Source organism: Kribbella italica (assembly GCF_014205135.1).
Lineage (GTDB): Bacteria > Actinomycetota > Actinomycetes > Propionibacteriales > Kribbellaceae > Kribbella > Kribbella italica.
In genome coordinates, this window is the sequence record NZ_JACHMY010000001.1 from 589,221 (window position 1) to 611,593 (window position 22,373).

The 22,373-nt window shown below is 69.7% G+C and carries 17 protein-coding genes; 12 read left to right on the forward strand and 5 right to left on the reverse strand.

Annotated elements, in window-relative coordinates:
* Positions 1-34: 34 nt before the first annotated feature.
* Positions 35-1,567, reverse strand: coding sequence for an MFS transporter (locus tag HDA39_RS02995; protein WP_184793711.1), 1,533 nt, complete (start codon positions 1,565-1,567; stop codon positions 35-37).
* A 123-nt stretch (positions 1,568-1,690) separates the two neighbouring features.
* Here HDA39_RS02995 and HDA39_RS03000 point away from each other — a divergent pair, with 123 nt between their 5' ends.
* Positions 1,691-2,566: a LysR family transcriptional regulator gene (locus HDA39_RS03000; protein WP_202892854.1), complete on the forward strand. Its 876-nt coding sequence runs from the start codon at positions 1,691-1,693 to the stop codon at positions 2,564-2,566.
* A 32-nt stretch (positions 2,567-2,598) separates the two neighbouring features.
* Positions 2,599-4,374, forward strand: coding sequence for a thiamine pyrophosphate-requiring protein (locus HDA39_RS03005; RefSeq protein ID WP_184793712.1), 1,776 nt, complete (start codon positions 2,599-2,601; stop codon positions 4,372-4,374).
* Positions 4,375-4,377: 3 nt separating this feature from the next.
* On the opposite strand, the gene HDA39_RS03010 is transcribed toward HDA39_RS03005, so the two are convergent.
* Positions 4,378-5,187: a UbiA family prenyltransferase gene (locus HDA39_RS03010; RefSeq protein WP_337925603.1), complete on the reverse strand. Its 810-nt coding sequence runs from the start codon at positions 5,185-5,187 to the stop codon at positions 4,378-4,380.
* 18 nt (positions 5,188-5,205) lie between these two features.
* On the opposite strand from HDA39_RS03010, the gene HDA39_RS03015 reads away from it, so the two are divergent.
* The 3 genes from HDA39_RS03015 to HDA39_RS03025 are packed head-to-tail and all read left to right on the forward strand — an operon-like array spanning position 5,206 to position 7,894.
* The gene (locus tag HDA39_RS03015; RefSeq protein WP_184793713.1) at positions 5,206-6,249 is read left to right on the forward strand and encodes a type III polyketide synthase; all 1,044 of its coding nucleotides are present in this window, start codon (positions 5,206-5,208) and stop codon (positions 6,247-6,249) included.
* Positions 6,249-6,812, forward strand: a complete 564-nt coding sequence (locus HDA39_RS03020; RefSeq protein WP_184793714.1) for an isoprenylcysteine carboxyl methyltransferase family protein — start codon at positions 6,249-6,251, stop codon at positions 6,810-6,812. The genes HDA39_RS03015 and HDA39_RS03020 overlap by 1 nt, the downstream gene beginning before the upstream one ends.
* Positions 6,809-7,894 (forward strand): FAD-dependent monooxygenase, encoded by a 1,086-nt coding sequence (locus HDA39_RS03025; RefSeq protein WP_184793715.1) that lies wholly within the window; start codon positions 6,809-6,811, stop codon positions 7,892-7,894. Before HDA39_RS03020 ends, HDA39_RS03025 begins: the two co-directional genes overlap by 4 nt.
* A gap of 206 nt (positions 7,895-8,100) precedes the next feature.
* Here HDA39_RS03025 and HDA39_RS03030 read toward each other — a convergent pair whose 3' ends face one another.
* Positions 8,101-9,657, reverse strand: coding sequence for a helix-turn-helix domain-containing protein (locus tag HDA39_RS03030; protein WP_184793716.1), 1,557 nt, complete (start codon positions 9,655-9,657; stop codon positions 8,101-8,103).
* A gap of 90 nt (positions 9,658-9,747) precedes the next feature.
* On the opposite strand from HDA39_RS03030, the gene HDA39_RS03035 reads away from it, so the two are divergent.
* Complete coding sequence (locus HDA39_RS03035; protein ID WP_184793717.1) at positions 9,748-11,016, forward strand: NAD(P)/FAD-dependent oxidoreductase; 1,269 nt, start codon at positions 9,748-9,750, stop codon at positions 11,014-11,016.
* A gap of 856 nt (positions 11,017-11,872) precedes the next feature.
* Here the strand turns inward: HDA39_RS03035 and trxA are convergent.
* Positions 11,873-12,262, reverse strand: coding sequence for a thioredoxin (gene trxA, locus HDA39_RS03040; protein WP_184793718.1), 390 nt, complete (start codon positions 12,260-12,262; stop codon positions 11,873-11,875).
* Between the two features lie 311 nt (positions 12,263-12,573).
* Positions 12,574-13,449: an aldo/keto reductase gene (locus HDA39_RS03045; protein ID WP_184793719.1), complete on the reverse strand. Its 876-nt coding sequence runs from the start codon at positions 13,447-13,449 to the stop codon at positions 12,574-12,576.
* 430 nt (positions 13,450-13,879) lie between these two features.
* Here HDA39_RS03045 and HDA39_RS03050 point away from each other — a divergent pair, with 430 nt between their 5' ends.
* From HDA39_RS03050 to HDA39_RS03075, 6 genes are read left to right on the forward strand one after another with little or no spacing between them, the layout of a single operon-like run.
* Complete coding sequence (locus HDA39_RS03050) at positions 13,880-15,142, forward strand: conjugal transfer protein (RefSeq protein WP_184793720.1); 1,263 nt, start codon at positions 13,880-13,882, stop codon at positions 15,140-15,142.
* A gap of 49 nt (positions 15,143-15,191) precedes the next feature.
* On the forward strand, positions 15,192-15,479 hold the full coding sequence (locus tag HDA39_RS03055; RefSeq protein ID WP_184793721.1) for a hypothetical protein: 288 nt from the start codon (positions 15,192-15,194) through the stop codon (positions 15,477-15,479).
* Positions 15,480-16,058 carry a hypothetical protein gene (locus HDA39_RS03060; protein ID WP_184793722.1) on the forward strand — a complete coding sequence of 193 codons (579 nt, stop codon included), beginning with the start codon at positions 15,480-15,482 and terminating at the stop codon, positions 16,056-16,058.
* Positions 16,058-19,453: an ATP-binding protein gene (locus HDA39_RS03065; protein WP_184793723.1), complete on the forward strand. Its 3,396-nt coding sequence runs from the start codon at positions 16,058-16,060 to the stop codon at positions 19,451-19,453. The genes HDA39_RS03060 and HDA39_RS03065 overlap by 1 nt, the downstream gene beginning before the upstream one ends.
* Positions 19,450-21,465, forward strand: coding sequence for a hypothetical protein (locus HDA39_RS03070; protein ID WP_184793724.1), 2,016 nt, complete (start codon positions 19,450-19,452; stop codon positions 21,463-21,465). Before HDA39_RS03065 ends, HDA39_RS03070 begins: the two co-directional genes overlap by 4 nt.
* A 7-nt stretch (positions 21,466-21,472) precedes the next feature.
* Positions 21,473-22,372, forward strand: a complete 900-nt coding sequence (locus HDA39_RS03075) for a hypothetical protein (protein ID WP_184793725.1) — start codon at positions 21,473-21,475, stop codon at positions 22,370-22,372.
* Position 22,373: the final 1 nt, after the last annotated feature.

A 22,373-nucleotide genomic window follows, 5' to 3' on the forward strand; every position in this document is an offset into this window, starting at 1 on the left:
GCCGGTCGGCAGCTGACCGGCCGGCAGTTCGTCTCTATCGGTGAAGTGGCTTGCGTCTGGTCCTGGTCGTGGTGGTGTGCGGGTCGGTCCGTTGGTACCTGCGCCTCGCCAAGGTGAAGGGACGCGGCTTGGACGGGATCGGGGGCTCGGGGCGGGTGAGCTGGATCGGGAGCTGCTCCAGGCCCAGTCGCACCGGCGGTTGGCGCCAGGGCGAACGGGTGCTGCGGACAACGACCACCCGGAACCGGCCGGCTCTCGCCAGCTTGATGCCGATGGCAACTGTTGCCACGGCCGGGATCAGGCCGGCGAGCAGCAGGCTGGTCCGGGCGCCGAAGTGCTCGGCGATCGCGCCGACGGTCGGTCCGCCGATCGCGCCGCCGCCGATGAAGACCAGGTTGTAGATCCCCGCGACGCGACCGCGCAGCCCGTCCGGGGTGGTCAGCTGCACCATCGACTGCGCCGCGGTGAGGAACATCAGCGTCGCCATCCCGAGCGCGCACAGCAGTGGCAGGAAGGTCCACAGTGACGGCTGGAGCGCCGCCAGGATCTCCGTCACGGCCAGGATCACCGCGATCCCGACCAGGTTGCGCAACCGGGTCGGCCGGATCCGCCGTGCCGAGAGCAGCGCGCCCGCCAGGGAGCCGACGGCGACGACGGAGTTCAGTACGCCGTACCCGGTGGCTCCGGTCTTGAAGACGACGTCCGCGAACGCCGTCAGCGTGACCGGCAGGCTGATCGTGAACATCCCGAAGATGCCGACCAGCACGATCGCCCAGCGCACGGCCGGCTCGTGGAAGGCGTACCGGACGCCGTCGCGCAGACCGTCGCGGATCCGCAGCGCCTGGCCGGCCCGTCGGGCGGCCTGGAGCCCCGGCATCTCGCTCTCCCGCATCATCAGCAGCGCCGAGATCGAGCCGAAGAACGTGATCGAGTTCAGCGCGAAGGCCCAGCCGGCGCCGATCGTGCCGAGCATCGCGCCGCCCAGCGCCGGACCGATCAGGCCGCCGAGCTGGAAGGTGGACGAGACCATGCTGATCGCGTTGCGCAGCCGCTCCTTGCCGACCAGTTCGGTGACGAAGGACTGCCGGGTCGGGTTGTCGACGGCGGTCGCCAGGCCGAGCACGAGCGCGAGGGCGTAGACCTGCCACACCTTCACGTCGCCGGTGAACGCGAGCACCGCCAGGACGGCGGCCAGGGTGCCCATCGTCGACTGGGTGACGAGCAGGATCTTGCGCTTGGGGAAACGGTCGGCGATCACCCCGCCGTACAGGCCGAGCAGGAGGGTGGGGAGGAACTGCAGCGCGGTGGTGATGCCGACGGCGGTGGCGCTGCCGGTCAGTGTCAGCACCAGCCAGTCCTGCGCGATGCGCTGGACCCAGCCGCCGGTCGAGCTGACGAACAGCCCGCTGACCAGGAGCCGGAAGTTGCGGACCTGGAGAGCACTGAAGGTCTCACGGAAACCGGGGCGCCGCTGGGTCGGCGGCAGCTCACCCGGGGTGGTCCGCGGAGTGGAACGGTGGGTGTGGAAGTCGGGGACGGGGACAGAACCGGTGGCCCGGGTGGTCAAGAGTCAACCCTTTGGAAGTGGACGTGTCAGGGGAGGTCTGTTCCATCCTCACCGGTCCGGGCCGGATTCTCACAACGAATTACTCCTATTAGTCTTATTACGAGTCGCGATGAGAGGGAATCGATGGCCTACGATCCGGACCAGCTGCGCACGTTCCTTGCCGTGGCGCAGTCGCTGAGTTTCACCCAGGCCGCCGAACGGCTGGGCATCCGCCAGCCGACGGTGAGTCAACACATCCGCAAACTGGAGGCGGCAGTCGGGCGGCCGCTGTTCGTGCGCGACACCCGGACGGTCACGCTGACCGCGGACGGCGAGGCGATGGCCGGGTTCGCCCGGACGATCCTGGCCGCCCACGAGGAGGCCGTCGGGTACTTCACCGGTTCGGAGCTCCGCGGCCGTCTGCGCTTCGGCGTGACCGACGACCTCGCGCTGACCCCACTGCCGCGGATCCTGCGCGACTTCCGGCAGCTCTACCCACGGATCGACCTCGAGCTCACCGTCGCCCAGAGCCCCAACCTGCTCCGCCGCGTCGAGTCGGGTCACCTCGACCTGGCGTACGTGAAGCACTCGGTCGGCGCCGCCTCCGAACCCAACGGGCGCCTGGTCCGGCGTGATCCGCTCGTCTGGGCCGGCATCTCCGGCACCCGCATCGCTCCCGACGGTCCTGTCCCGCTGGTCGCCTATCAGGCCCCCAGCCTGAGCCGGATGCTCGGCGTACAGACCCTGGAGAGCGTCGGCCGTCCGTACCGGGTCACCTGCATCGTCCGAGGCGTCAACGGAGTCCTTGCTGCCGTCCGCGCGGGCCTCGGCATCGCGATCTTCGCCCACTCGCTGATGCCCGCCGACCTCGTCGAACCACCGCCGAGCGCCGGGCTGCCGGAGCTCCCGTCGATCGATCTGGTCCTGATCACCAACCCCAGGGCCGCCAAGGAACCAGCCGAGGCTCTGACCGCGGCAATCCTCGGCAGCAACGCGCCTTTGAAGCCTTCCAACAACTGAATACAGCTTTGCTCCTGGGGCACTGGGGCCTCATGGCTACCACCGTGGGTGACTACCTGTTGGAACGGCTTCGGGAGTGGGAGGTCGACACCGTCTTCGGTTACCCCGGTGACGGCATCAACGGACTGCTTGCCGCGTGGACCAGGGCCGACGGCCCGCGCTTCATCCAGTCGAGGCACGAGGAGATGTCGGCCTTCCAAGCCGTCGGCTACGCGAAGTTCACCGGCCGGGTCGGCGTCTGCGTCGCGACCTCCGGCCCAGGAGCGATCCACCTGCTCAACGGCCTGTACGACGCGAAGCTCGACCACGTGCCCGTCGTCGCGATCGTCGGCCAGACCAACCGCTCGGCAATGGGCGGCTCGTACCAGCAGGAAGTCGATCTCCACAGCCTCTTCAAGGACGTCGCCAGCGAGTTCCTGGAGACCGTCACCGTCCCCGAGCAACTGCCGAACGTGCTCGACCGCGCGATCCGTACGGCGCTGAGCCGCTCGGCGCCGACCGCGATCATCATCCCGGCCGATGTCCAGGAGCTCGACTACACCCCGCCGGAGCACGCGTTCAAGATGGTCCCGTCGAGCCTCGGCTTCGAGCCCGGGACCCAGACGCCGGACGCGGACGCCGTACGACGTGCCGCGGAGCTGATCAACACCGGCGAGCGGGTCGCCCTGCTGGTGGGACAAGGCGCCCGCGGTGCGCGCGCCGAGATCGAGCAGGTCGCCGAGCTGCTGGGCGCCGGCGTCGCGAAGGCGCTGCTCGGCAAGGACGTGCTGAGCGACCACCTCCCGTACGTGACCGGCTCGATCGGCCTGCTCGGCACGCGTCCGTCGTACGAGCTGATGACGGGCTGCGACACGCTCCTGACCATCGGCTCGAGCTTCCCGTACTCCCAGTTCCTGCCCGAGTTCGGCAAGGCCAAGGCCGTCCAGATCGACGCCGACGCCGCGATGATCGGGATGCGCTACCCGTACGACGTGAACCTGGTCGGCGACGCCGCGACCACGCTGCGCGCCCTGATCCCGCTGCTCGACCGCAAGGAGGACCGCTCCTGGCGCTCAGGCATCGAGGAAGGTGTCGAGCGCTGGTGGAATGTGATGGCCGGGGCAGCTCACGTCGACGCCGACCCGGTGAACCCGCAGCTTCTGTTCCACGAGTTCTCCGAGCGGCTGCCCGAGGACTGCATCGTCGTCGCCGACTCGGGCTCCGCCGCCGACTGGTACGCGCGGCAGCTCCGCTTCACCGACTCGACCCACGGCTCGCTGTCGGGCACCTTGGCGACGATGGGCTCCGCGGTTCCGTACGGCATCGGCGCGAAGTTCGCGCACCCCAGCAACCCCGTCGTCGCGTTCTCCGGCGACGGCGCGATGCAGATGAACGGCCTGGCCGAGCTGATCACGATCAAGCGGTACTGGCAGGAGTGGTCGGACCCGCGCCTGGTGATCGCCGTACTGCACAACAACGACCTCAACCAGGTGACCTGGGAGATGCGGTCGTTGCAGGGTGCACCGAAGTTCCCCGACTCGCAGACGCTGCCCGACGTCGACTACGCCGGCTTCGCGCAGTCGGTCGGCCTGTCGGGGATCGCGGTCAGAAAACCTGACGAGCTGGCCGCTGCCTGGGACAACTCCCTGGCTGCCGACCGGCCGACGGTGCTCGACGTGTACTGCGATCCGGATGTGCCGCCGATCCCGCCGCACGCGAGCTGGGACCAGATCACCAAGATGACCGAGTCGCTGTTCAAGGGCGACGAGGACCGGTGGGGCGTGCTCAAGGAAGGCGTGAAGACGAAGCTCCAGGAGCTCCGGCCGTGACCGTCAGAGCGCGTCGCCGCGGACGACCAGGACGATCACGCTGACGACGGCCACGCCGATCGTGACCAGGAACGGCGCCTGCTTCCACGCCACGATCACGCCGAGCAGGACGGCGACCACGCCGAGCGCGATCCAGCCGACGACGCCGATCGGGCCCGCCGGCGCGACCGTGAGCAGGACCGTGGCAGCAGCGAGGGGGAGCGGCGCGAGCAGCCTGGAGGCCTGCCCGAGCCGCTGCGGCCAACCCCGTACGCCGGTCGCGAGGTCGTCGGCGAGATCCGGTACGACGTTCGCCAGGTGTGCGCCGACCCCGAGCAGCGCGGTCGCCGCCGTGGCCCACCACGGCGCCCAGGCGCCCGTCGTGCCGAGGGTGACGAACGACGGCAGCGCGCCGAACGCCACGGCGTACGGAAGCCAGGAGACCGGTGTCGACTTGAGCCCGAGGTTGTACGCCCACGCGCAGGCGACGAACAGCAGATGGGCCAGGCCGGCCAGGACGCCGTTGGCGAGCGAGACCGGGATCGTGACGGCCAGCGCGACGACCGCCGCGACCCACAACGTCCGGCGGCCGACGAGTCCCAGGACGACAGGCTTGTCACGCCGGTTCACAATGGAGTCGCGGGTGGCATCTATCGCGTCATTGCTCCAGCCGATCGAGAGGTGGCCGGTGAGGATGGTTGCGGCAACGAGGAGAGATCCGGCGAGGCCGCGGCCCGCGGACCAGGCGACGGCCGTGACCAGGGCGGTGACGGCAACGGTCGGGCCGGGGTGGCAGGCCAGAGCCAGACCTTTGACGGCTGCGAGTCGGCTCACCGAAGCAACGATGCCACGATGAGCCGGATCGCCGCGGTGCAGGCCGCGTTGCCGCCGTACCGGTATCAGCAGGCCGAGCTCACCGAGGCGTTCGCGGACCTGTGCCTGCCCGACGGCAAGGGGCTCGCGCTGCTGCGCCGGCTGCACGCGAACGCGGGCGTGTCGTCGCGGCACCTCGCGATTCCGCTGGAGCAGTACGGCGAGTTGAAGGACTTCGGCGCGGCCAACGACGCGTGGATCGCGGCCGCGGTCGATCTCGGGGCCGAGGCGGTGAGCGGCGCGCTCGCGGCGGCGGGGCTGACGGTCGACGACGTGGATCTGCTGATGTTCACGACCGTGACCGGCGTCGCGGCGCCGTCGATCGACGCGCGGGTGGCGATGCGGCTCGGGCTGCGCGAGGACGTGAAGCGGCTGCCGCTGTTCGGGCTCGGGTGCGTCGGGGGAGCGGCGGGGATCGCTCGCCTGCACGACTACCTGACGGCGTACCCGTCGCACGTCGCGGTACTGCTGTCGGTGGAGTTGTGCTCGCTCACGCTGCAGCGGGATGATTCGTCGTTGCCCAATCTGGTGGGTGGGGCATTGTTCGGCGATGGTGCTGCGGCTGTGGTGATGACTGGTGCCGATCGGTCGGCTGCTGGGCCTTCGGTGGTCGCGACGCGGAGCCGGCTGTACCCGGACTCCGAGCGGGTGATGGGGTGGGACGTCGGGTCGGGCGGGTTCCGGATCGTGCTCGGGGCCGACGTACCGGAGGTGGTGCGGAAGTACCTCGGCGGCGACGTCCGGGAGTTCCTCGATGGTTGGGGCCTGACCGTGCCCGAGATCGGGACGTGGGTGAGCCATCCGGGCGGGCCGAAGGTGCTGGAGGCGGTCGCCGGGACGCTCTCTTTGCGGCCGGGGGCGCTCGACCTGACCTGGAAGTCGCTCGATGCGGTCGGCAACCTGTCGTCGTCCTCGGTGCTGCACGTGCTCGGTGACACCATGACCCTGGATCCTGCAGGTCCGGGCGTGCTGCTGGCGATGGGCCCGGGTTTCTGTTCCGAGCTCGTGCTGATGGAGTGGTGATGGACCCGTCGTTGTGGTGGTACGTCGTACTGGTGCTCCTGGTCGGCCTGGAACGGGTCGCGGAGCTGGTCGTCTCGCTGCGCAACGCGGCGTGGAGTTTCGGGCAGGGCGGGGTGGAGTCCGGGAAGGGGCACTACCCGTTCATGGTGGTGCTGCACACCGGGCTGCTGGCCGGGTGCCTGGTCGAGGCGATCGTTGCCGACCGCCCGTTCGTACCGGCGCTGGGGTGGACGATGCTGGCCGTCGTACTGCTGGCGCAGGGATTGCGGTGGTGGTGCATCGGCACGCTCGGGAAGCAGTGGAACACGCGGGTGATCGTCGTACCGGGGTTGTCATTGGTTGCTCGCGGCCCCTATCGGTTGCTCCGGCACCCGAACTACGTGGCGGTGGTGCTGGAGGGGATCGCGCTGCCACTGGTGCACACGGCGTGGGTGACCGCGGTGGTGTTCACGGTGCTGAACCTGCCGCTGCTCGCGGTCCGCATTCGCGCCGAGGAGACGGCACTGGACACCGCGCTGACCGGCGGCGGCTCAGCACCGCCCGCGCACCCGCCGGCCCCGTGATCGACCTCCTCGTCGCCGGTTCGGGGCCTGCGGGAGCCGCGACGGCGATCCGGGCGGCGCTCGCCGGGCTCGAGGTGGTCGTGATCGAGCCTCGTGAAGGACCTATCGACAAGGCCTGCGGGGAGGGGATCGCTCACAGCGCCGCCGCTTACTTGTCGCGCCTGGGGGTGCAGTTCGAGGGTCGGCCGTTCCACGGCATCCGGTACCTCGACGCTTCGCACTCCGTCGACGCCCGCTTCAGCGCCGGCCCTGGGCTCGGGGTCCGCCGTACCGAACTCCAGCGCGGTCTACGGCAGCGCCTGGACGCTCTTGGTGTACCTGTCGTCCGCGCTCGGGTGGGCGAGATCTCGCAAACCTCTTCCTCGGTCACCGCCGCCGGCCACACCGCCCGCTACCTGGCCGCCGCCGACGGTCTCCATTCACCGATCCGCCGCCAGCTGGGCCTGGCCGCCGCCCCCGCCCGCTCCTCCCGCGCTGCCCTCAGCTTCGGCGGCTCCCGCTCCTCTTCCCGCCCCGCGGGGGCGGGCGCGAGTTCGGCGCGGCGGGGCTTACGGCAGCACTTCTTCGTCCGTCCCTGGTCCGACCTGGTCGAGGTCTACTGGTCGACCCTCGGTGAGGCCTACGTGACACCCGTCGCCGACGACCTCGTCGGCGTCGCCGTCCTCACCTCGGCGCGTGGTTCCTTCGACGACCACCTCCGCGCCTTCCCCCGCCTGCGCGCCCGCCTCGGCGACGCGCCGCCGGCATCCGGCGTACTGGGTGCTGGGCCACTGCGTCAGCGAGTCCGACGCCGCGTCGCGGGACGTGTCCTGCTGGTCGGCGACGCCGCCGGTTACGTCGACGCGCTCACCGGCGAGGGGATCGCGGTGGCGTTGAGGACCTCCGCCGAACTCGTCGACTGCATTCGTGACGACCGCCCCGAGGACTACGAGGCCGCCTGGCGCCGTGTTTCCTGGGAGTGCCGCGCGCTCACCGCATCGTTGCTCTGGGCCCGCAACAGATCGTTGCTCGCTCCCCGCATCGTCCCTGCCGCGGCCGCGCTACCAGGTGTCTACGGCGCAATCGTCAACCGCCTGACATGAAGGGGCCCGGCGATCGCTCAGACAATCGCCGGGCCCAAATGGTTCGAGCTCCCTGGTGAAGAGTTCGACCCACTCGGCTCAGCTCCCTGGTACGGCATTTCCTGAAGGGGGCTGAGACGTCTTCGTGATCAGTACTTTTCCACCCGGATGTTGCCCATCGATTGCCGGAATGTGAAGCCTTGTTACGTCGGGCTGTGGCGAACGTCTCAGTGCTCGGTGCGGACCGACGCGATCTGCAGCTGCAGCGCGAGCCGTTCCCGCGGGTCCGCCAGGTCGAGCCGCGCGATCTCGCCGATCCGCTTCATCCGGTGCCGCAGCGTGTTGGTGTGCAGGTGCAGGTCCTTCGCGGCCTGCTGTGGCTGGCCCGGATGGTTCAGCCACGCCTCCAGCGTGTCGACGAACGCGGTGTCGTTCTCGATGTCGTGCCGCAGCAGCGTGGCCAGCGGCCCGTCCATCTTGGTGGTGTCGAGCGAGGTGACCGCCCGGTGAACAGTCAGTACGTGCCAGGCCTGCTCGACCCGCAGCGCCGGTCCGCGCGCAACACCACGCCGTACGAGGTTCAGCAGCTCCACCGCCTCGGCACGGGAGCTGGGGAGGTCAGCGGGGTAGCGGGCGCGCCCACCGGCGGCGGCCGCCGTACCGGGGTTGTCCTTGGCCTGGTCGCCCACCAGCTTGCGCAGCCAGCGCCAGGAGCCGGGCACAGCCTCACCGTCGGACACCACAGCGAACACAGTGCCGTCCAGGTCGGCCAGCAGCGGCTCACTCCAGCCTTGGCGGCGACCTAGCGACTCCCACAGGTCCAGCTGCTGCGGTACGTCGTACCCGTCGGGTGAGTTCAGTGCGACCACCCGCCAGGGCGGTGAGGGGAGTCTGACCTCTACCGGCGCCTCAGGAGAGAACTGCCTGAGCACAGTGCGCAGGCGGTCGATCGCCGAGCGCCTGGCAACGTCCGCCTGCGCCCGGAGTCGCAGCAGGTGCAGTGCCAGCACCGAGGCCGCGTTGCTGAGCTCTTCGGTGACCTCTTGACTCACCGGGCCGTCCACTACCGCCCAGATCGAGCCCAGCCACTCACCACCAGCCCGGACCGGTACGACGAGCCGCGGGCGGATGCCGTTCGGCCCGTCGGGCACCAGGAACGGCTCGCTCGACCGGGCCAGCCGCCGGAAGATGCCCCGGGCGCGGAAGTGGGCGATCACCTCAGCGGGCACGCGGCGGCCGACGATGGTCGACACCCGGGTCGGGTCGGTGTCGGACAGGTCCTGCTGGGAGGAGTAGGCCAGCACCCGCGACTGGTTGTCCTCGATGGTTACCGGCGCGTCCACGATCGCCGCGGCCGCGTCAGCCAGGGCGAACAGCTCCTGGTGGACCCCAGCGTCACCAGCGGCGGGGGAGTCAGGTGCGGCCGCCCGGTCGATGACGCCGCGGAGCAGCCAGACCACGTGCGCCCAGGTCACGGTCGGCTGGAGCGCGATGAGTGTGAGCAGCCAGCGCTCCGCCGTAGCGACTACAGCCGGCTCCTGCGCCAGACCGGTCCGCAGTACGACGCCTGACGCGTTGCCGGCGGCACAGCGCTCCAGGAGCTCGACCGCCTCCTCGGCGTTGCGCAGGCCGAGCCCGAGGACCAGATCGCCGGGCCCACCGGTCGCCGGTTCCTGCGGATCGGCGAGGAAGACGTCCCGCACTTCGGTGTCTCCCTGACCCGCGACGACGGTCTCGAACAGGGCTGGGCCGACGGCAACGACCAGGTCAGGCGCGGTGATCATAAGGTTATTGTGCTCTGCGCACTGTCATTTGCTCCAGCAGTGGTGCGATCGCACCATGACAGCGCTCCGGGACCGGCGCACCATCGAAACATGGTCGCTGCTGGTTCAACCACACACATCGTCCCCGACCGGGTCGCCATCGTCGGCGCCGGCATGGTCGGCCTCGCCACTGCCTGGTTCCTCCAGGAGCGCGACATCGAGGTCACCGTGTACGACCGTGAGGGTGTCGCCGCGGGAGCGTCCTGGGGCAACGCGGGCTGGCTCACGCCGGGCCTCGCGACCCCGCTTCCGGAGCCCGCGGTGCTCAAGTACGGCGTACGCGCTGTCCTGAGCCCGTCCTCGCCGGTCTACGTACCGCCGACCGCGAGCCCGCGGCTGCTGTCCTTCCTGACCCGGTTCGCTCGCAACAGCACCGCCGGGCGCTGGAAGACGGCGATGGAGTCGCTGGTCCCGATCAACCGGCAGGCCCTGAGCGCCTTCGACCTGCTGGCCAAGGCCGGGGTCGAGGCCGAGACGTACGAGGCCAAGTCGTTCCTCGCGGCGTACCGGACCACTGAGGAGCGCGCGGTGCTGCTCGACGAGATCGAGCACATCCACGCCGCCGGCCAGGGCATCGAGTTCGAGGCCATCACCGGCGACGACGCCCGGGAGATCGAGCCGTCTCTGTCGGACGAGATCGGCGCGGCGATCCGGTTGCACGGCCAGCGCTTCATCAACCCCGGCGACTACGTCCAGCTGCTCGCCGACTCGGTCGTCGCCCGCGGCGGCCGGATCCTCAGCGGCGAGAACGTGGCCGACATCGTCGACGGGATCCGCGACACCCGCGTGGTCACCGCCGACGGCGCGAGCGAGCAGTACGACGCGGTCGTGATGGCGACGGGTGCGTGGCTCGGCGACCTGGCGCGGCGGTTCGGCGTCCGGACCGTCGTACAGGCTGGTCGTGGGTACTCGTTCAGTGTCCCGATGGCGCACGTACCGGCCGGACCGGTGTACTTCCCGGCGCAGCGGATCGCCTGCACGCCGCTGGGCGACCGCCTCCGGGTGGCCGGGATGATGGAGTTCCGCAAGCCCGACGCGAAGCTCGACCCGCGCCGGATCGACGCGATCGTCGAGGCCGCCCGTCCGCTGCTGCGCGACGCCGACCTGGACGCCCGCACCTTCGAGTGGGTCGGACCGCGCCCCTGTACGCCGGACGGCCTCCCGCTGATCGGTGCCACGTCGTCCCCGCGGGTCTTTGCCGCCGGCGGGCACGGCATGTGGGGCATCACGCTCGGCCCGATCACCGGCCAGCTCCTGGCCGAGACCATCACCACCGGCCGCCGTCCCGCCGAGCTGGCGCCGTTCGACCCACTCCGCTGACCTTTGTGGCGGATCGCATCCAGCGACCCGCCACCGACCCGGGCCGTGGCGACACCTCACCGCCACGACCCACCCGGCCGGCCAGAGATCTCTGCCCCGGCCCCACCCGCCTCCAGCGCGGGCGCCCCACCCGCTCGCTCCTCGAGCGGCGCACGACCCCCGTTCCACCTCAACAACGGGGCGCACGATCCCCGCTCCACCTCAGAACGGGGCGCACGACTCCCGGCACCTCAACGGGACGCAAGCCCCCGCCGGACCCTCGGCGGGACGCACCACCCCCGCTGGACCCTCGGCGGGACGCACCACCCCCCGCTGGACCCTCAGCGGGCGCACCACTCCCGCCGGACCCTCGGCGGGGCGCACCACTCCCCGTCCCTGCGCGGGAGGCACGACCCGTTCAGCAGCGAGCGGGCAGCACCACCCCACTCGCGCCTGGAGTGGGCAGCACCAAGTCCGCCATGCGGGGCGGACCAGAACAACGGGCCCCGGCTGCGCCTGAGCCGACCCGGCACCACCCGCTCGACCCTGAGCGGCAACCCGTCCCTTCCGGGACGGAGCGCACCACCCGCCTCCCCTGAGGCGGCAGCACCACCGACCGGCAACCCCGAGACCGGTCCCGAGAGCGTGGTTCCCACCAGCACCTGGGAACCACGCTCTCGTCGTGCTGCCACCAGCCCGTACGCCGCCCACCCCGGCAACTGCGCCCCCGACCTCCAAGTCGGAACCCCTCACCCCAGCACGAACCCGACCACCCGCCCCACCCCAAACCTTCCAGGTCGTAACCCCACACCACCAACGACAAAGGCCCCGGTCCCGTCCAACTCAGACGGAACCAGGGCCTGTTGTCCTGAAAACCTCAGTGCGTGTGCGGCTCACTCCCGTGCTCGGCCTCGTGCGCCGCGATCTGCGCCCGGACCTCTTCCATGTCCACCGCACGCAGTTGGCTGATCAGATCCTCCAGCGCCGGCGCCGGAAGCGCCCCCGGCTGCGAGTACAGGACGACACCGTCCCGGACCGCCATCAGCGTCGGGATCGACCGGATCTCGAACGCCTGCGCGAGCTCGACCTGCGCCTCGGTGTCCACCTTGCCGAAGGTGATGTCCGAGTGCTCCTCCGAGGACTTCTCGAACACCGGCCCGAACATCTTGCACGGACCGCACCACTCAGCCCAGAAGTCCACCAGGACGAGCCCGTCGGAACCGACGACCTCGTCGAAGTTCTGCTGGGACAGCTCGACCGTTGCCACTACGACCTCCGAAAGAATAGGGAATACGCGCTGTTCAACACCGGCGGCCCCGCCAGTGTTCCCACGGCCCGCCCGACCGGCACCGGTACCCCGGTGAGCGCGCTCCCACCCTCACACATCGCACCGTGCCGGCCACACTCCGCACCGGCCGCCGGGTACGACGACTCGGCCCATCCGATCGGTTGCCTCAACCGAACAACTGATTCACGTCCCGCGAGACACCGGACTGGAAAGCACTCTCCCGGGGCAGACTGCCCCACCGAAGGGATCTGCCCTTCCCAGCCCGGCCCGCGCCGTGTTCGGTGGAGCGGTCAGATCGGAATGTCGACGAACGGAGACGCGTAGTCGTGGACCTCGTCCAGGATCGCCGCCGCGGCCTCCGGCGTCAGTTCGGACCGCTCCTGCTCGGCGACCACCATCTGCCGCAGCAACCGGGTCTCGCCGGCCGTCGCCAGCCCGGTGATCTCCGGGTGCCCGTTGAGCAGCCAGGCCGTCGCGGCCGTGATGTAGCGCTGCTCGTCGAACGGCCGGTACCAGGTGTCGTACGTCTTCTCCTCGCCGTCGGCCCAGTTCCGCCGGGCGATCATCTTGATCGTCATCAGGCCTGCGTCGGAGGCCTGTACGGCCTCGACCAGCGCCGCGTAGTCGTCGGCGTACTGCGGGTCGGTCGAGAGCCGGTAGTTCAGCGGCGTCAGCACCGAGTCGAAGTCGAACCGCCGCAGCCCCTCCCGGTGCACCGCCGGCGCCTGGGCGGTGTGCCCGGTGATGCCGATCGCGCCGACCATGCCCTCTTCCTTGGCCCGTACGGCGGCCTCGAGCGACCCACCCTTCCCGGTCACCAGGTCGAGGTTCTCCAGGTCGCAGACGGCGTGCATCTGGATCAGGTCGATCCGATCGGTTTGGAGCCGTTCGAGCGAACGATTGATCTCCGACCACGCTTCGTCATAGGTCCGCCGGCCGGTCTTGGTCGCGAGAAAGATCCGGTCCCGGATCTCACCCATCCGCGGCCCCAGCCGCAGCTCCGCGTCGCCGTAGTCGGCGGCCACGTCGAAGTGGTTGACACCGGCCTCGAGCGCCTCCTGGATCGACGCGTCGGCGGTGTCCTGATCGACCCCACCGAGCGCCGCGGCGCCGTAGATCAGGACCGAACTGTGGTGCTCCAGCCTGCCCAGCCGTCGAGTCTCCATGCCAGTCCTTCCGCCAGTACTTCCGGGCGCCGGCCCGATGGTCGGCGAAGTCACCAAGAACCTATTACTTTGACCCTGCGCCACGACAGAGTTTTCCACAGGCTGGTACGGGCATCGACTACACTGCGTGATCAGTTGAATCGATTCTCTACCCTGTCCTTCGCACGGACTTTCGAACCTGTCCACGGCGTGTGGCATGGTTTGCGCTGCCTGATCGAGCCGGTCGGGCATGAGAGAGGAGCTATGGCGACGGTACCGAAGGTGTCACGCTTCGAGCGGAAGGGTGCATCTGCCCCCGAGTGGGGTAACAGTATGGCTGCGGGGAGCGATGGAGCATCCGGATCCTGGTCCCAGGACTCCCGGAGGACAGTTGCTTGCCGTATCCTCCCGGCTACTGTCCGCGTAACTGCTGTCTGAGGGGCGGGGAGAGATGAGTTGGTGGCGAACGGTCCTGAATCTGCCACCCAAAGGTGAGCACTGGTCGGACCAGCGACGGACGAAGAAGCCCAAGGGCCGTCCGCAGAACACCGCACCGGAGTGGTGGCAGCACCCCGACGGCCCGGTGTCACCCACCCCTCGCCAGGCACAGGGCGTCGCCGCGCAGTACAGCGCGCCGCCTCCGGCCACCGGTGGGGTGATGGCGCCTCCGCGCCGGCCCCAGGGCCCGGAGACTCCTCGTACGGCGAACCAGCCGCCGCAGCACGCCGCCGCTCCCGGCCAGCGACCCCCGGAACGTCTTCGCCAGCGCTCTGCGCACGGAGCCCACGCGGCACCCCAGCCGCCGCGTGGACCGGTGGAGCCGGGCCAGACGCCCTGGGCGACCGAGCCGGAGTCCTCGTTCTCGACCTGGGCACGGCGGTTCTTCCGCGGCCTGGTCGTCGCCGTGCTGCTGCTCGCGGCGATCAGCGGCGTCCGTTCCTGGGTCCGGCCCACCACCGGGACCAACGGCGGCACCGTGGCCAACCAGTCCGGCTTCCCCGCCGACGAGGCCCGCTCCGTCGCGACCCGGTACGCCGTGTCCTACCTCAACTGGGACGAAGGCAACCCGGAGGCCCGTCCGGCGCAGATCAGCCTGGACCTGGCCGCCGGGCTCGACGCCCGCGCCGGCTGGAACGGGCGAGGCAAGCAGACCGCCAACGCGGCCTACCCGGGTGAGGTCAAGGTCGACTCCGGGGGCGTCACGGCAGTCGTCGACGTCCGGGTGCAGGTGCGCCCGTTCATCAAGCAGGCCCGCGGCTGGGCCGGCCAGGCCTACAGCTGGCAGCGCGTCGCCGTACCGGTGGCTCGAGCGTCGTCCAGGGTCGTCGCCAGCGGCCCCCCGACGTTCGTGGCCGACGAGCGGGTGGCGCTGCCGGACAACATGCCGGATGCCGGCGTACCGGACGACGACCTGGCCGCGGCCACGCTGAGGGACGCCCAGGCGTTCTTCAGCGCGTACGCCGAGTCCGACGCCAAGGTCGAGGCGGTCGCCGCTCCGGGGGCCGCGATCCGCAGCCTGAACGGTGCGGTGAAGCTCGGTGAACTGAAGGACTGGCAGGTCTTCACCGGAAACGATGACGAACGCCGGGCCACCGGTGCCGTCACCTGGAAGGGCACGGGGGACACCACCCTCGACCAGACCTACACGCTCACCCTGCGGCGGACCGTCGCCGCGGACGGAGCCCAACGATGGCAAGTGGCTGCCGTCGGATGACCACAGCTGACCGCCGTCGTACGACCTATGCACCAAGGGAGACACCGCAATGATGACGACTCAACTGGTAGCCAGCGTGGTGGAGCTCGCCGCGCCGCTGGCCGACCCCAACGTGCCCACCGGCGCGGACTTCAAGGACTGGGTCCTGGTCATCGCGGGGAACATCTTCATCGCGATCCTGGTGCTGCGGGCCATCGGCCACTACTTCAAGCGCGAGTGGGGCGAGCTGTTCGGCCACATCGCGGCCGGGGTGCTGGTCGGCGGGCTGATCTACGCCAACAACCAGACCATCAACGTGCTCAAGGGCTTCTGGGGATTGCTCTCCGGGGGTAACTGAATGCGTGTCGGCCGGACCCTGACCCACCACTTCGAGATCGAGACCCGGCAGTACGACCTGCTCGGTATCGACCTCGGTGAAGGCGCCCGTCGCCGGATGATCATCTTCGGTGCGGTGATCATCCTGCTTTGGATCGCGCTGCTCGTGCCGTTCATCGGCGTACCGAAGAAACCGACGGTCAGCCTGTACGTCGTACCGCCGTTCGTCATCACCGCGTTCGGCTGGCGCGCGGGCAAGCACCACGAACGCCGCCGCCGGGTGACCGAGTGGGCGCTGGCCGTCCGCTACGCGCTGCGCGCGCACCGCCCGATCATCGGGCTCGGTGCCCGGGCCGCGGACAAGACGGAGTACCTGCCGTGGCGTGAGCGCGTCGCGACCCAGAAGGTGGCCAGCCTGGCCAAGGCCAGAGTGACCCCGGAGTGGGAGCGCGAGGTCGTCGAGGAGCTCGACCCCCAGGTCCGCGCCGGTGCGGACATCACGGTGAACCAGCGGGCCCGCCTCCTCGGCGCGGACCACGTGCAGAAGGTCAGTCGCAGGACGTCGTCGGGGCACAGCCGACTGGACAACGAGGGGCACTGATGAAGATCGCGGACAAGCTCCTGAACCTGGTCGGCGTCGGTCGTGAACGCGGTCTCCCGCCGCCACGCCTGGTCGCGATCGCCGACGGGCTGCTCGTCACCGAGCGCAGCGCGGAGGCGTGGTTCCTGATCTCGGTGGCGAACACCGACCTGGCCACCGAGGGCGAGCAGGACGCCGCCCTCGACGCCGCGGTGAGCGCGGCCGCGACGATCCTCGGCGACCGGCTCAGCCACCTCAAGGTGGTCTGGGGCCGTTCGACCGGCCAGGACTACCTCGACAGCGTGGCCGGCCACTACCGGCTCGGCGACCACGAGGCCTGGGCCCAGACCCGTGCCGACCGGATCGACGAGATGCGGATGCCGGAGCGGTACGTCGCGCTCGGCGTCCACCTCAGCGACCGCGACCCGCGCGCGACCGCGCAGGTCCGCGGCTCGATCAGCGACGCACTCGGTACGACGTCCTGGCGCGTGAGCGCGCGCGAGCTCGCGCACCTCGACGAGCGGGTCCGCAAGCTGGCCCGCCAGCTCGGCTCGACGGTCTGGCGGGCGCACACCGCGCCGGCCGAGGTGATCTCCTGGCTGGTCAGCCGCGAGATGCACCGGGGCGCCGTCGCGGCCCCCCGCCGTGGTCTGATCACCGGCGCCTCGCTGGCCCGCCTCACGGCCGGACGAGTCGTCCCCTACACCGACCACCTGCGCATCTACGACACCCGCGGCCAGATCGCGGCGTACACGACCGTGCTCGCGATGACCGACTTCCCCGAGGAGCTCGAGACCCCGGGCGCGGGGGAGTGGCTGCGGACGCTGTCGGAGATCAAGGCGATCGACGACGACGGCGACGAGATCGACGTCACCGTCGAGGCGTCGGTGCGTTTTCGCGTGCTGACCAAGAAGACCGCGCGGCACCTGGTCGACGAGACCCGGAAGTCGGCCAAGGAGCAGCGGCGCTCGGCCGCCAAGGGCACCGCCGAGGAGACCGCCGACGAGATCGTCGAGACCGAGCGGATCATGCGCGAGGTCAAGCGCGACATCAACCGTTCCGGCCTGACCCTGGTCGAGGACCACCCGCGTCTGCTGGTCAGCGCGGACACCCGCGAGGACCTCGAGGCGTACGTCGACGCCGTCATCGCGCACTACGCCGACCGCGGCATCACCGTCGCCGCCGGCGCCGACGAGCAGCGCGACCTGTGGCTGGAGTCGCTGCCCGGCGACCAGCTCCGGGTGCCCGACCTCGGCCACGTCCGGGAGTCGACCGCGTTCTTCGGTTCGTGGTTCTGGGGCGGCGCGTCGATCGGTGACGCCACCGGTCCCTCGATCGGTTACCTGACCGGTTCGACACCGGGCCTGGTCCGCTTCGACGCGGCCGCCGGTTCGGCCCTCGGCGACGCGACGACCACGCTGTTCCTCGGCCGCTCCGGCCGAGGCAAGACGACGGCCGCCATGCTCGGTGGCCTCGACTCGGCCTTCGCCGGCGCGTGGGTCCCGCTGCTCGACCTGAAGGGCGACGCCGCGGGCGTCTCGGCGGTCGCCGCCGAGTACGGCGTACCGACTGCTGTCATCGAGATCACCGCGCAGTTCTCCGGTGCCGCGGACCTGCTCCGCGTCCTCCCGGTCGACGACGCGCTCCTGCAGGCACCCTCCCAGCTGATGCTCCTGCTCCCGCCGCACCTGCGCGGCGCCGCCGAAGCACCGGTGATGGCGGCCACCCGCGCCGAGATCCAGTCCCCGGACCCGTCGTCCTGGGGCGTCATCCAGCGCCTCTGCGCGTCCGAGTCCGAGACCACCCGTACGGTCGGCTTCGCCCTGCGCGACCTGGTCGAAACCGGCCTCGGCTCGGTCGTCGCCGGCCCACCGTCCGGCCTGTCGTCCCTGACGACGAACCCGGGCCTCTGGGTCGTCCAGATGCCAGGCCTCACCCTGCCCTCTCCCGAGTCGGCCCCCGAGTCCTGGTCCCCGATCGAACGCGTCGGCATGGCCTGCCTGCGCGGCTGCCTGGCCTGGATGGTCCGTACGACGGGCCGCCGCGAGTTCCGCGGCCGCTCCAAGGTCGTCATCGTCCCCGAGGTCCACCTCCTGACGAAGACCCCCGACGGCGCCAGCTTCCTCGACTACATCGCCCGCGTCGGCCGAGCCCTCGGAGCCTCGCTCGTCCTGGACACCCAGGACCCCGCGTCGATCCTCAAGCTCCCCGGCCTGGTCGAGCAGATCACCACCCTCTTCGCCTTCTCACTACGCTCCCGCGAACAGGTCGACTCCCTGCTGGAACTGCTGGGCCGCCCCCAGACGGCGCCGTACCAAACCCTCGTCCGAGGCATCAACACCGCCGCCAACGGCAAGTCCATCCGCCACGGCCACTGCATCATGCGAGACCGCTGGGACGAAGTCGCCACCGTCCAGATCGACATCCCCAGCCAACGCGTAGCCGACCTCCTCCGCACCACCCCGGAGTCCGAGCACGCCCTAGAACCCACCCAGCCCATCCCCACCCTCCCCGAAGACATCGACCCCTTCGCCGAGGACGAGGAAGACGACGCCCTCCTCCCCGAACCAGCCGCCACAGCCACAGCCCAAGCCGAAGCCCACACCACCCTGGACCCCGAGCCCCTCCAGGACGCCCCTCTCCAAGACGCCCCTCTCCAAGACGCGCCTCTCCAGGACGCGCCTCTCCAGGACACACCTCTTCGGGGCGACCCTCTCCAGGGCACCCCACCTCCCGCCGTCCCCGCCCACAGCACCCCGGCCTATGGCCCGGCCGCCGACGGCACCCCCGCCCCCGGCGTGCCCCTCCACGGCACCCCGTCCCAAGGCCTACCCGTCGACGGCACCCCCGCTCCCGGCATGCCTATCCACGACACCCCGCCTCCCAGCGTCCCCACCCAGGGTCCCTCGGCTCCCGCCCAGCACACCCCGTCCCACGGCGTAGCCGCCTACGGCACCTCCGCCCACGACAACCCCACCCAGAACGGCCTCCCGGGCCAGAACGCCCCCGCCCAGGCCACCCCAGCTCACGGCGTAGCCGCCTACGGCACCTCCGCCCACGACAACCCCGTCCAGGACACACCGGCTCCCGGCCCCGCCGCCCACGGCACACCGACCCAGCCGGCCCACCTCCAGGACACCCCCGCCCAAGGAAGTCCCCTCGCACCCCCACCCGCAACAACTTCCGCCGCCCCCAACGGCACCCACCCCACGCCCCACCCCCCGGTAGCCCAGCAATCCGGCACCGCCCCCGCCCCCCTCTCCCCGAACGGCAACGGCCACACCCCCCACCCCACCCACCACGAAGCCCCCATAGGCCCCGACGAGGTCTACGACCAAGAAGCCGACGACCCCGGCTACAACAAGGCCATGTACACCCCCGACGAGACCCCCTCCAAAAAGGAGCACGTCGGATGAGGTGGCTGCGCCGCCTGAGAACGGCGCTCACAGTCCTCGCCATCTCCTTCATCGTCACAGCCCAAGTCGCCCTCGCAGCCGACCCCGACACAGGCCCCACCAACCCGACCGGGTTCGGAGACCTGCTGCCGACCCCGGACCTGACCCACGGCGACACTCGGACGCTGTTCGAGCAGTACAGCCCAATGGTCTACGGCCTGGACTTCGAGACCAGCCTTCGGGACCCGTTCCAAGGTGTCTTCAACGGCTACGCCCACATGGTGATGATGTACATCATCGCGATCACCCGAGGCGCGATCTCTGTCGGTTGGTGGCTGTTCTCCTTCACGGACATCAAGTCGCTGACGGAAACTGCCTCGTCGGCGATCGGCAATGTCAACACTGAGCTCGTCGGTTGGCTCCTGCCGTCTGCACTCGCCTTCGGCGCAATTGCCGCCTACGCACAGCGTCGCGCCAGCGGAAGCGCGATGGGTCAGTTGATCTGGGTTTTCGTGGCCGGCCTGATCGCAACCAGCTTCGCGGTGGCCCCGAACACGTGGCTCAACGGTGTCGACGGTGCGCGGCAGATCGGCGCTGACGCCGTTGTCGGTACGTCGACCGAGGTACTCGGGGGGACGATCAAAACGCCCATCGACTGGCCTCAACCGAGCTTTGCAGGAACCAAGCAGGACACCTTGCTGCGGAAATCCGGTGATGCGACCTGGCGCGCGTTCGCTGCGACTCCCTGGTGTGTGGCGGAGTTCGGGTCGCTGGCGGCATGCGAGCGCTACGGCAAGGCGATCCTCGACAAAGGCACTGATGGCGACGCTCGAAACCAGTACATCGACAACGAGATCAGCAAGGCGGAGGGCGGCGGCAGCGCCCCGACAGTCGAGTGGGCCAAGGGGAAAAACCCCTTCGGTCGTGTCGGTGTCTTGACCTTAGGAGCAATTGCGGCCTCCTTGTTCGCCTTTCTGACGGTGTCCCTTGCCTTCACCGCCCTGATGGCGTTCGTCGGTTGCATGCTCCTGCTTGTCGTCGGTGTTCTCTTCGCCTGTTTGTGGGCGATACCGGGCAGACCACGGCAATGGGCGATGAATTGGTTCGAAGCACTACTTGGACTGGTGTTGCAGTCAATTCTCGCGTTGCTGGTGTTCTCGACGACGCTTGCGTTGGTGACCGCTGTGTTCGGCCTGACGGACACGCTCGGCTGGTTGCCCGTGAGTGGATTGGCGATTGCTGTATTGATCGCCGGCTTCCGGCTCCGGCGACTCTTCGAAAGCATGAGCACGATGATGCGCCCAGGTTCCGGGAGCCTCCTGATGGGTGGACTGGCGCGCCGCGGAGCGATGACGGCTGTTCGGCGCCTCATGGGTGCTGTCGGGAGCCGGGCGGCTAGCCCAGCAGTTGCTGAGAAGTCAGCAGGCAAGGGCAGCGGGGCCGGCGACACCTCCGTCGAGCGTGCCACCTCGGTGCGCGTCTTCCGGCAAGCACCCGCGGTTGGTGCATCGGGTGGCGCACCGATGGTTTCGGGACAACGGCAGCCGCACGAACTTGCTGCGGCGCAGGATCGTCGAGCGATCGAGGGCGGCAGCACGACGAGCGGCAGCGGTGCACGACGCCGGAAAGAAGGCTTGATGGGACGGCTGAAAGATCAGCCCCGCGTCGTCCAAGCCGGCTCGATCTCGGCGACGCCGATGAAGTCGGACTCCAGTTCGGGACGACGTCGCGCAATCACGGTAGGGATGGCGCCCAGTGGCGGCGGCAGTACTACCGCATCGGCCGCCGGAGGCGGGACCAGCTCATCCGCCGAGAGCCGGCGTGCTCGGCACGCGCGCGAAACAAAGGCAGCCCCTGCGTCGAGCAGCCGATTTGAGCCTCGGCTGCACGCCCACTCCGCGAGCCTGCGGGACGGGCCGCCGAAAACCCTCCGTGAACGTCGCAGACCGACGAGCGGTGGCCAGCGACGCTTCCGTGAGTACTCGAGTGTGACCAAGGACGGTGTGACCGTCATGGTGCCGACGCGCAGGTGAGCCGACGATGACGAAACGGGATCGCAACCGAAGGCGAGCCGGCGCTGACGCGGACGGCGCCAAGGACGATTCCGCCCAAACGGATGATCTACGTCCTGACGAACCGTCCGGATGGCGCGACGTCATGAGTACGGACTATTCGTACCCGGACGAGCTTGACGACCTCGGACGCAATGAACGCCGGAAGGCTAAGCGTTCGTGGCGGCGCGACGATCATGCCCAGCGGATGGCGTGGCTGCGGGACCAACGTCGGACAGAACCGACCAGTCCGGTCACAGTGATCGTGGTCGTTGTCATCCTCGCGATTATCGTTCTGGGCTTCGGCGGCGGACTGCCACGGCTGTTAGGACGAGACGACTCACCGGAGCAGGACGTCGGCTTGCTGGCTCCTTCACCTCAGCCTGAGCGACCTGCGCCGACCGGTGATCCGAGCCAGAACACACCGTCAGCTGTGTTGACTCCGTCCACATCGGTCTCGACCCCGCCGATTCTGACTGAACGCCCATCCGCTGTCGCGACCTCGGCAGCGACAGATGTGATTGCTGTGTGGGCTCGGACGTTCTACACCAGGGATCCCTCCGCTGAGTCGTACGCCGATCTGGTGACGAAGACCGGGCCGTACATCACTAATGAGGTCGGCGAGAGTCTGACCGAAGCAGGAGACAGTACCTACGAAGCGCTGAAGACAGATGGAGGCAAGTCCACAGTCGCCGACGTCACGGTGACTGCTCCGAGACCTGACTCGGCTCCCGTGGACACACCCACACGGATCAGCCGACTGGTGACAATCACGATCGATATCACCGGTAAGCGACCGAACCGAATCCAACTCCCACTCGTGGTCACCATGATTCCAGAGGGGGCTGTGTGGGTTGTCAGCGATCTGAACGGCGGAGCCGGACCATGAG

What these genes read in the sequence shown, in the direction of transcription:
- HDA39_RS03055 (WP_184793721.1), top strand. Translation starts at nt 15,192, where the DNA reads ATGATGACGACTCAACTGGTAGCCAGCGTGGTGGAGCTCGCCGCGCCG.
- HDA39_RS03000 (WP_202892854.1), top strand. Translation starts at nt 1,691, where the DNA reads ATGGCCTACGATCCGGACCAGCTGCGCACGTTCCTTGCCGTGGCGCAG.
- HDA39_RS03015 (WP_184793713.1), top strand. Translation starts at nt 5,206, where the DNA reads ATGAGCCGGATCGCCGCGGTGCAGGCCGCGTTGCCGCCGTACCGGTAT.
- HDA39_RS03070 (WP_184793724.1), top strand. Translation starts at nt 19,450, where the DNA reads ATGAGGTGGCTGCGCCGCCTGAGAACGGCGCTCACAGTCCTCGCCATC.
- HDA39_RS03035 (WP_184793717.1), top strand. Translation starts at nt 9,748, where the DNA reads ATGGTCGCTGCTGGTTCAACCACACACATCGTCCCCGACCGGGTCGCC.
- HDA39_RS03060 (WP_184793722.1), top strand. Translation starts at nt 15,480, where the DNA reads ATGCGTGTCGGCCGGACCCTGACCCACCACTTCGAGATCGAGACCCGG.
- HDA39_RS03065 (WP_184793723.1), top strand. Translation starts at nt 16,058, where the DNA reads ATGAAGATCGCGGACAAGCTCCTGAACCTGGTCGGCGTCGGTCGTGAA.
- HDA39_RS03045 (WP_184793719.1), bottom strand. Translation starts at nt 13,449, where the DNA reads ATGGAGACTCGACGGCTGGGCAGGCTGGAGCACCACAGTTCGGTCCTG.
- HDA39_RS03075 (WP_184793725.1), top strand. Translation starts at nt 21,473, where the DNA reads ATGACGAAACGGGATCGCAACCGAAGGCGAGCCGGCGCTGACGCGGAC.
- HDA39_RS03005 (WP_184793712.1), top strand. Translation starts at nt 2,599, where the DNA reads ATGGCTACCACCGTGGGTGACTACCTGTTGGAACGGCTTCGGGAGTGG.
- HDA39_RS03030 (WP_184793716.1), bottom strand. Translation starts at nt 9,657, where the DNA reads ATGATCACCGCGCCTGACCTGGTCGTTGCCGTCGGCCCAGCCCTGTTC.
- HDA39_RS03050 (WP_184793720.1), top strand. Translation starts at nt 13,880, where the DNA reads ATGAGTTGGTGGCGAACGGTCCTGAATCTGCCACCCAAAGGTGAGCAC.
- HDA39_RS03020 (WP_184793714.1), top strand. Translation starts at nt 6,249, where the DNA reads ATGGACCCGTCGTTGTGGTGGTACGTCGTACTGGTGCTCCTGGTCGGC.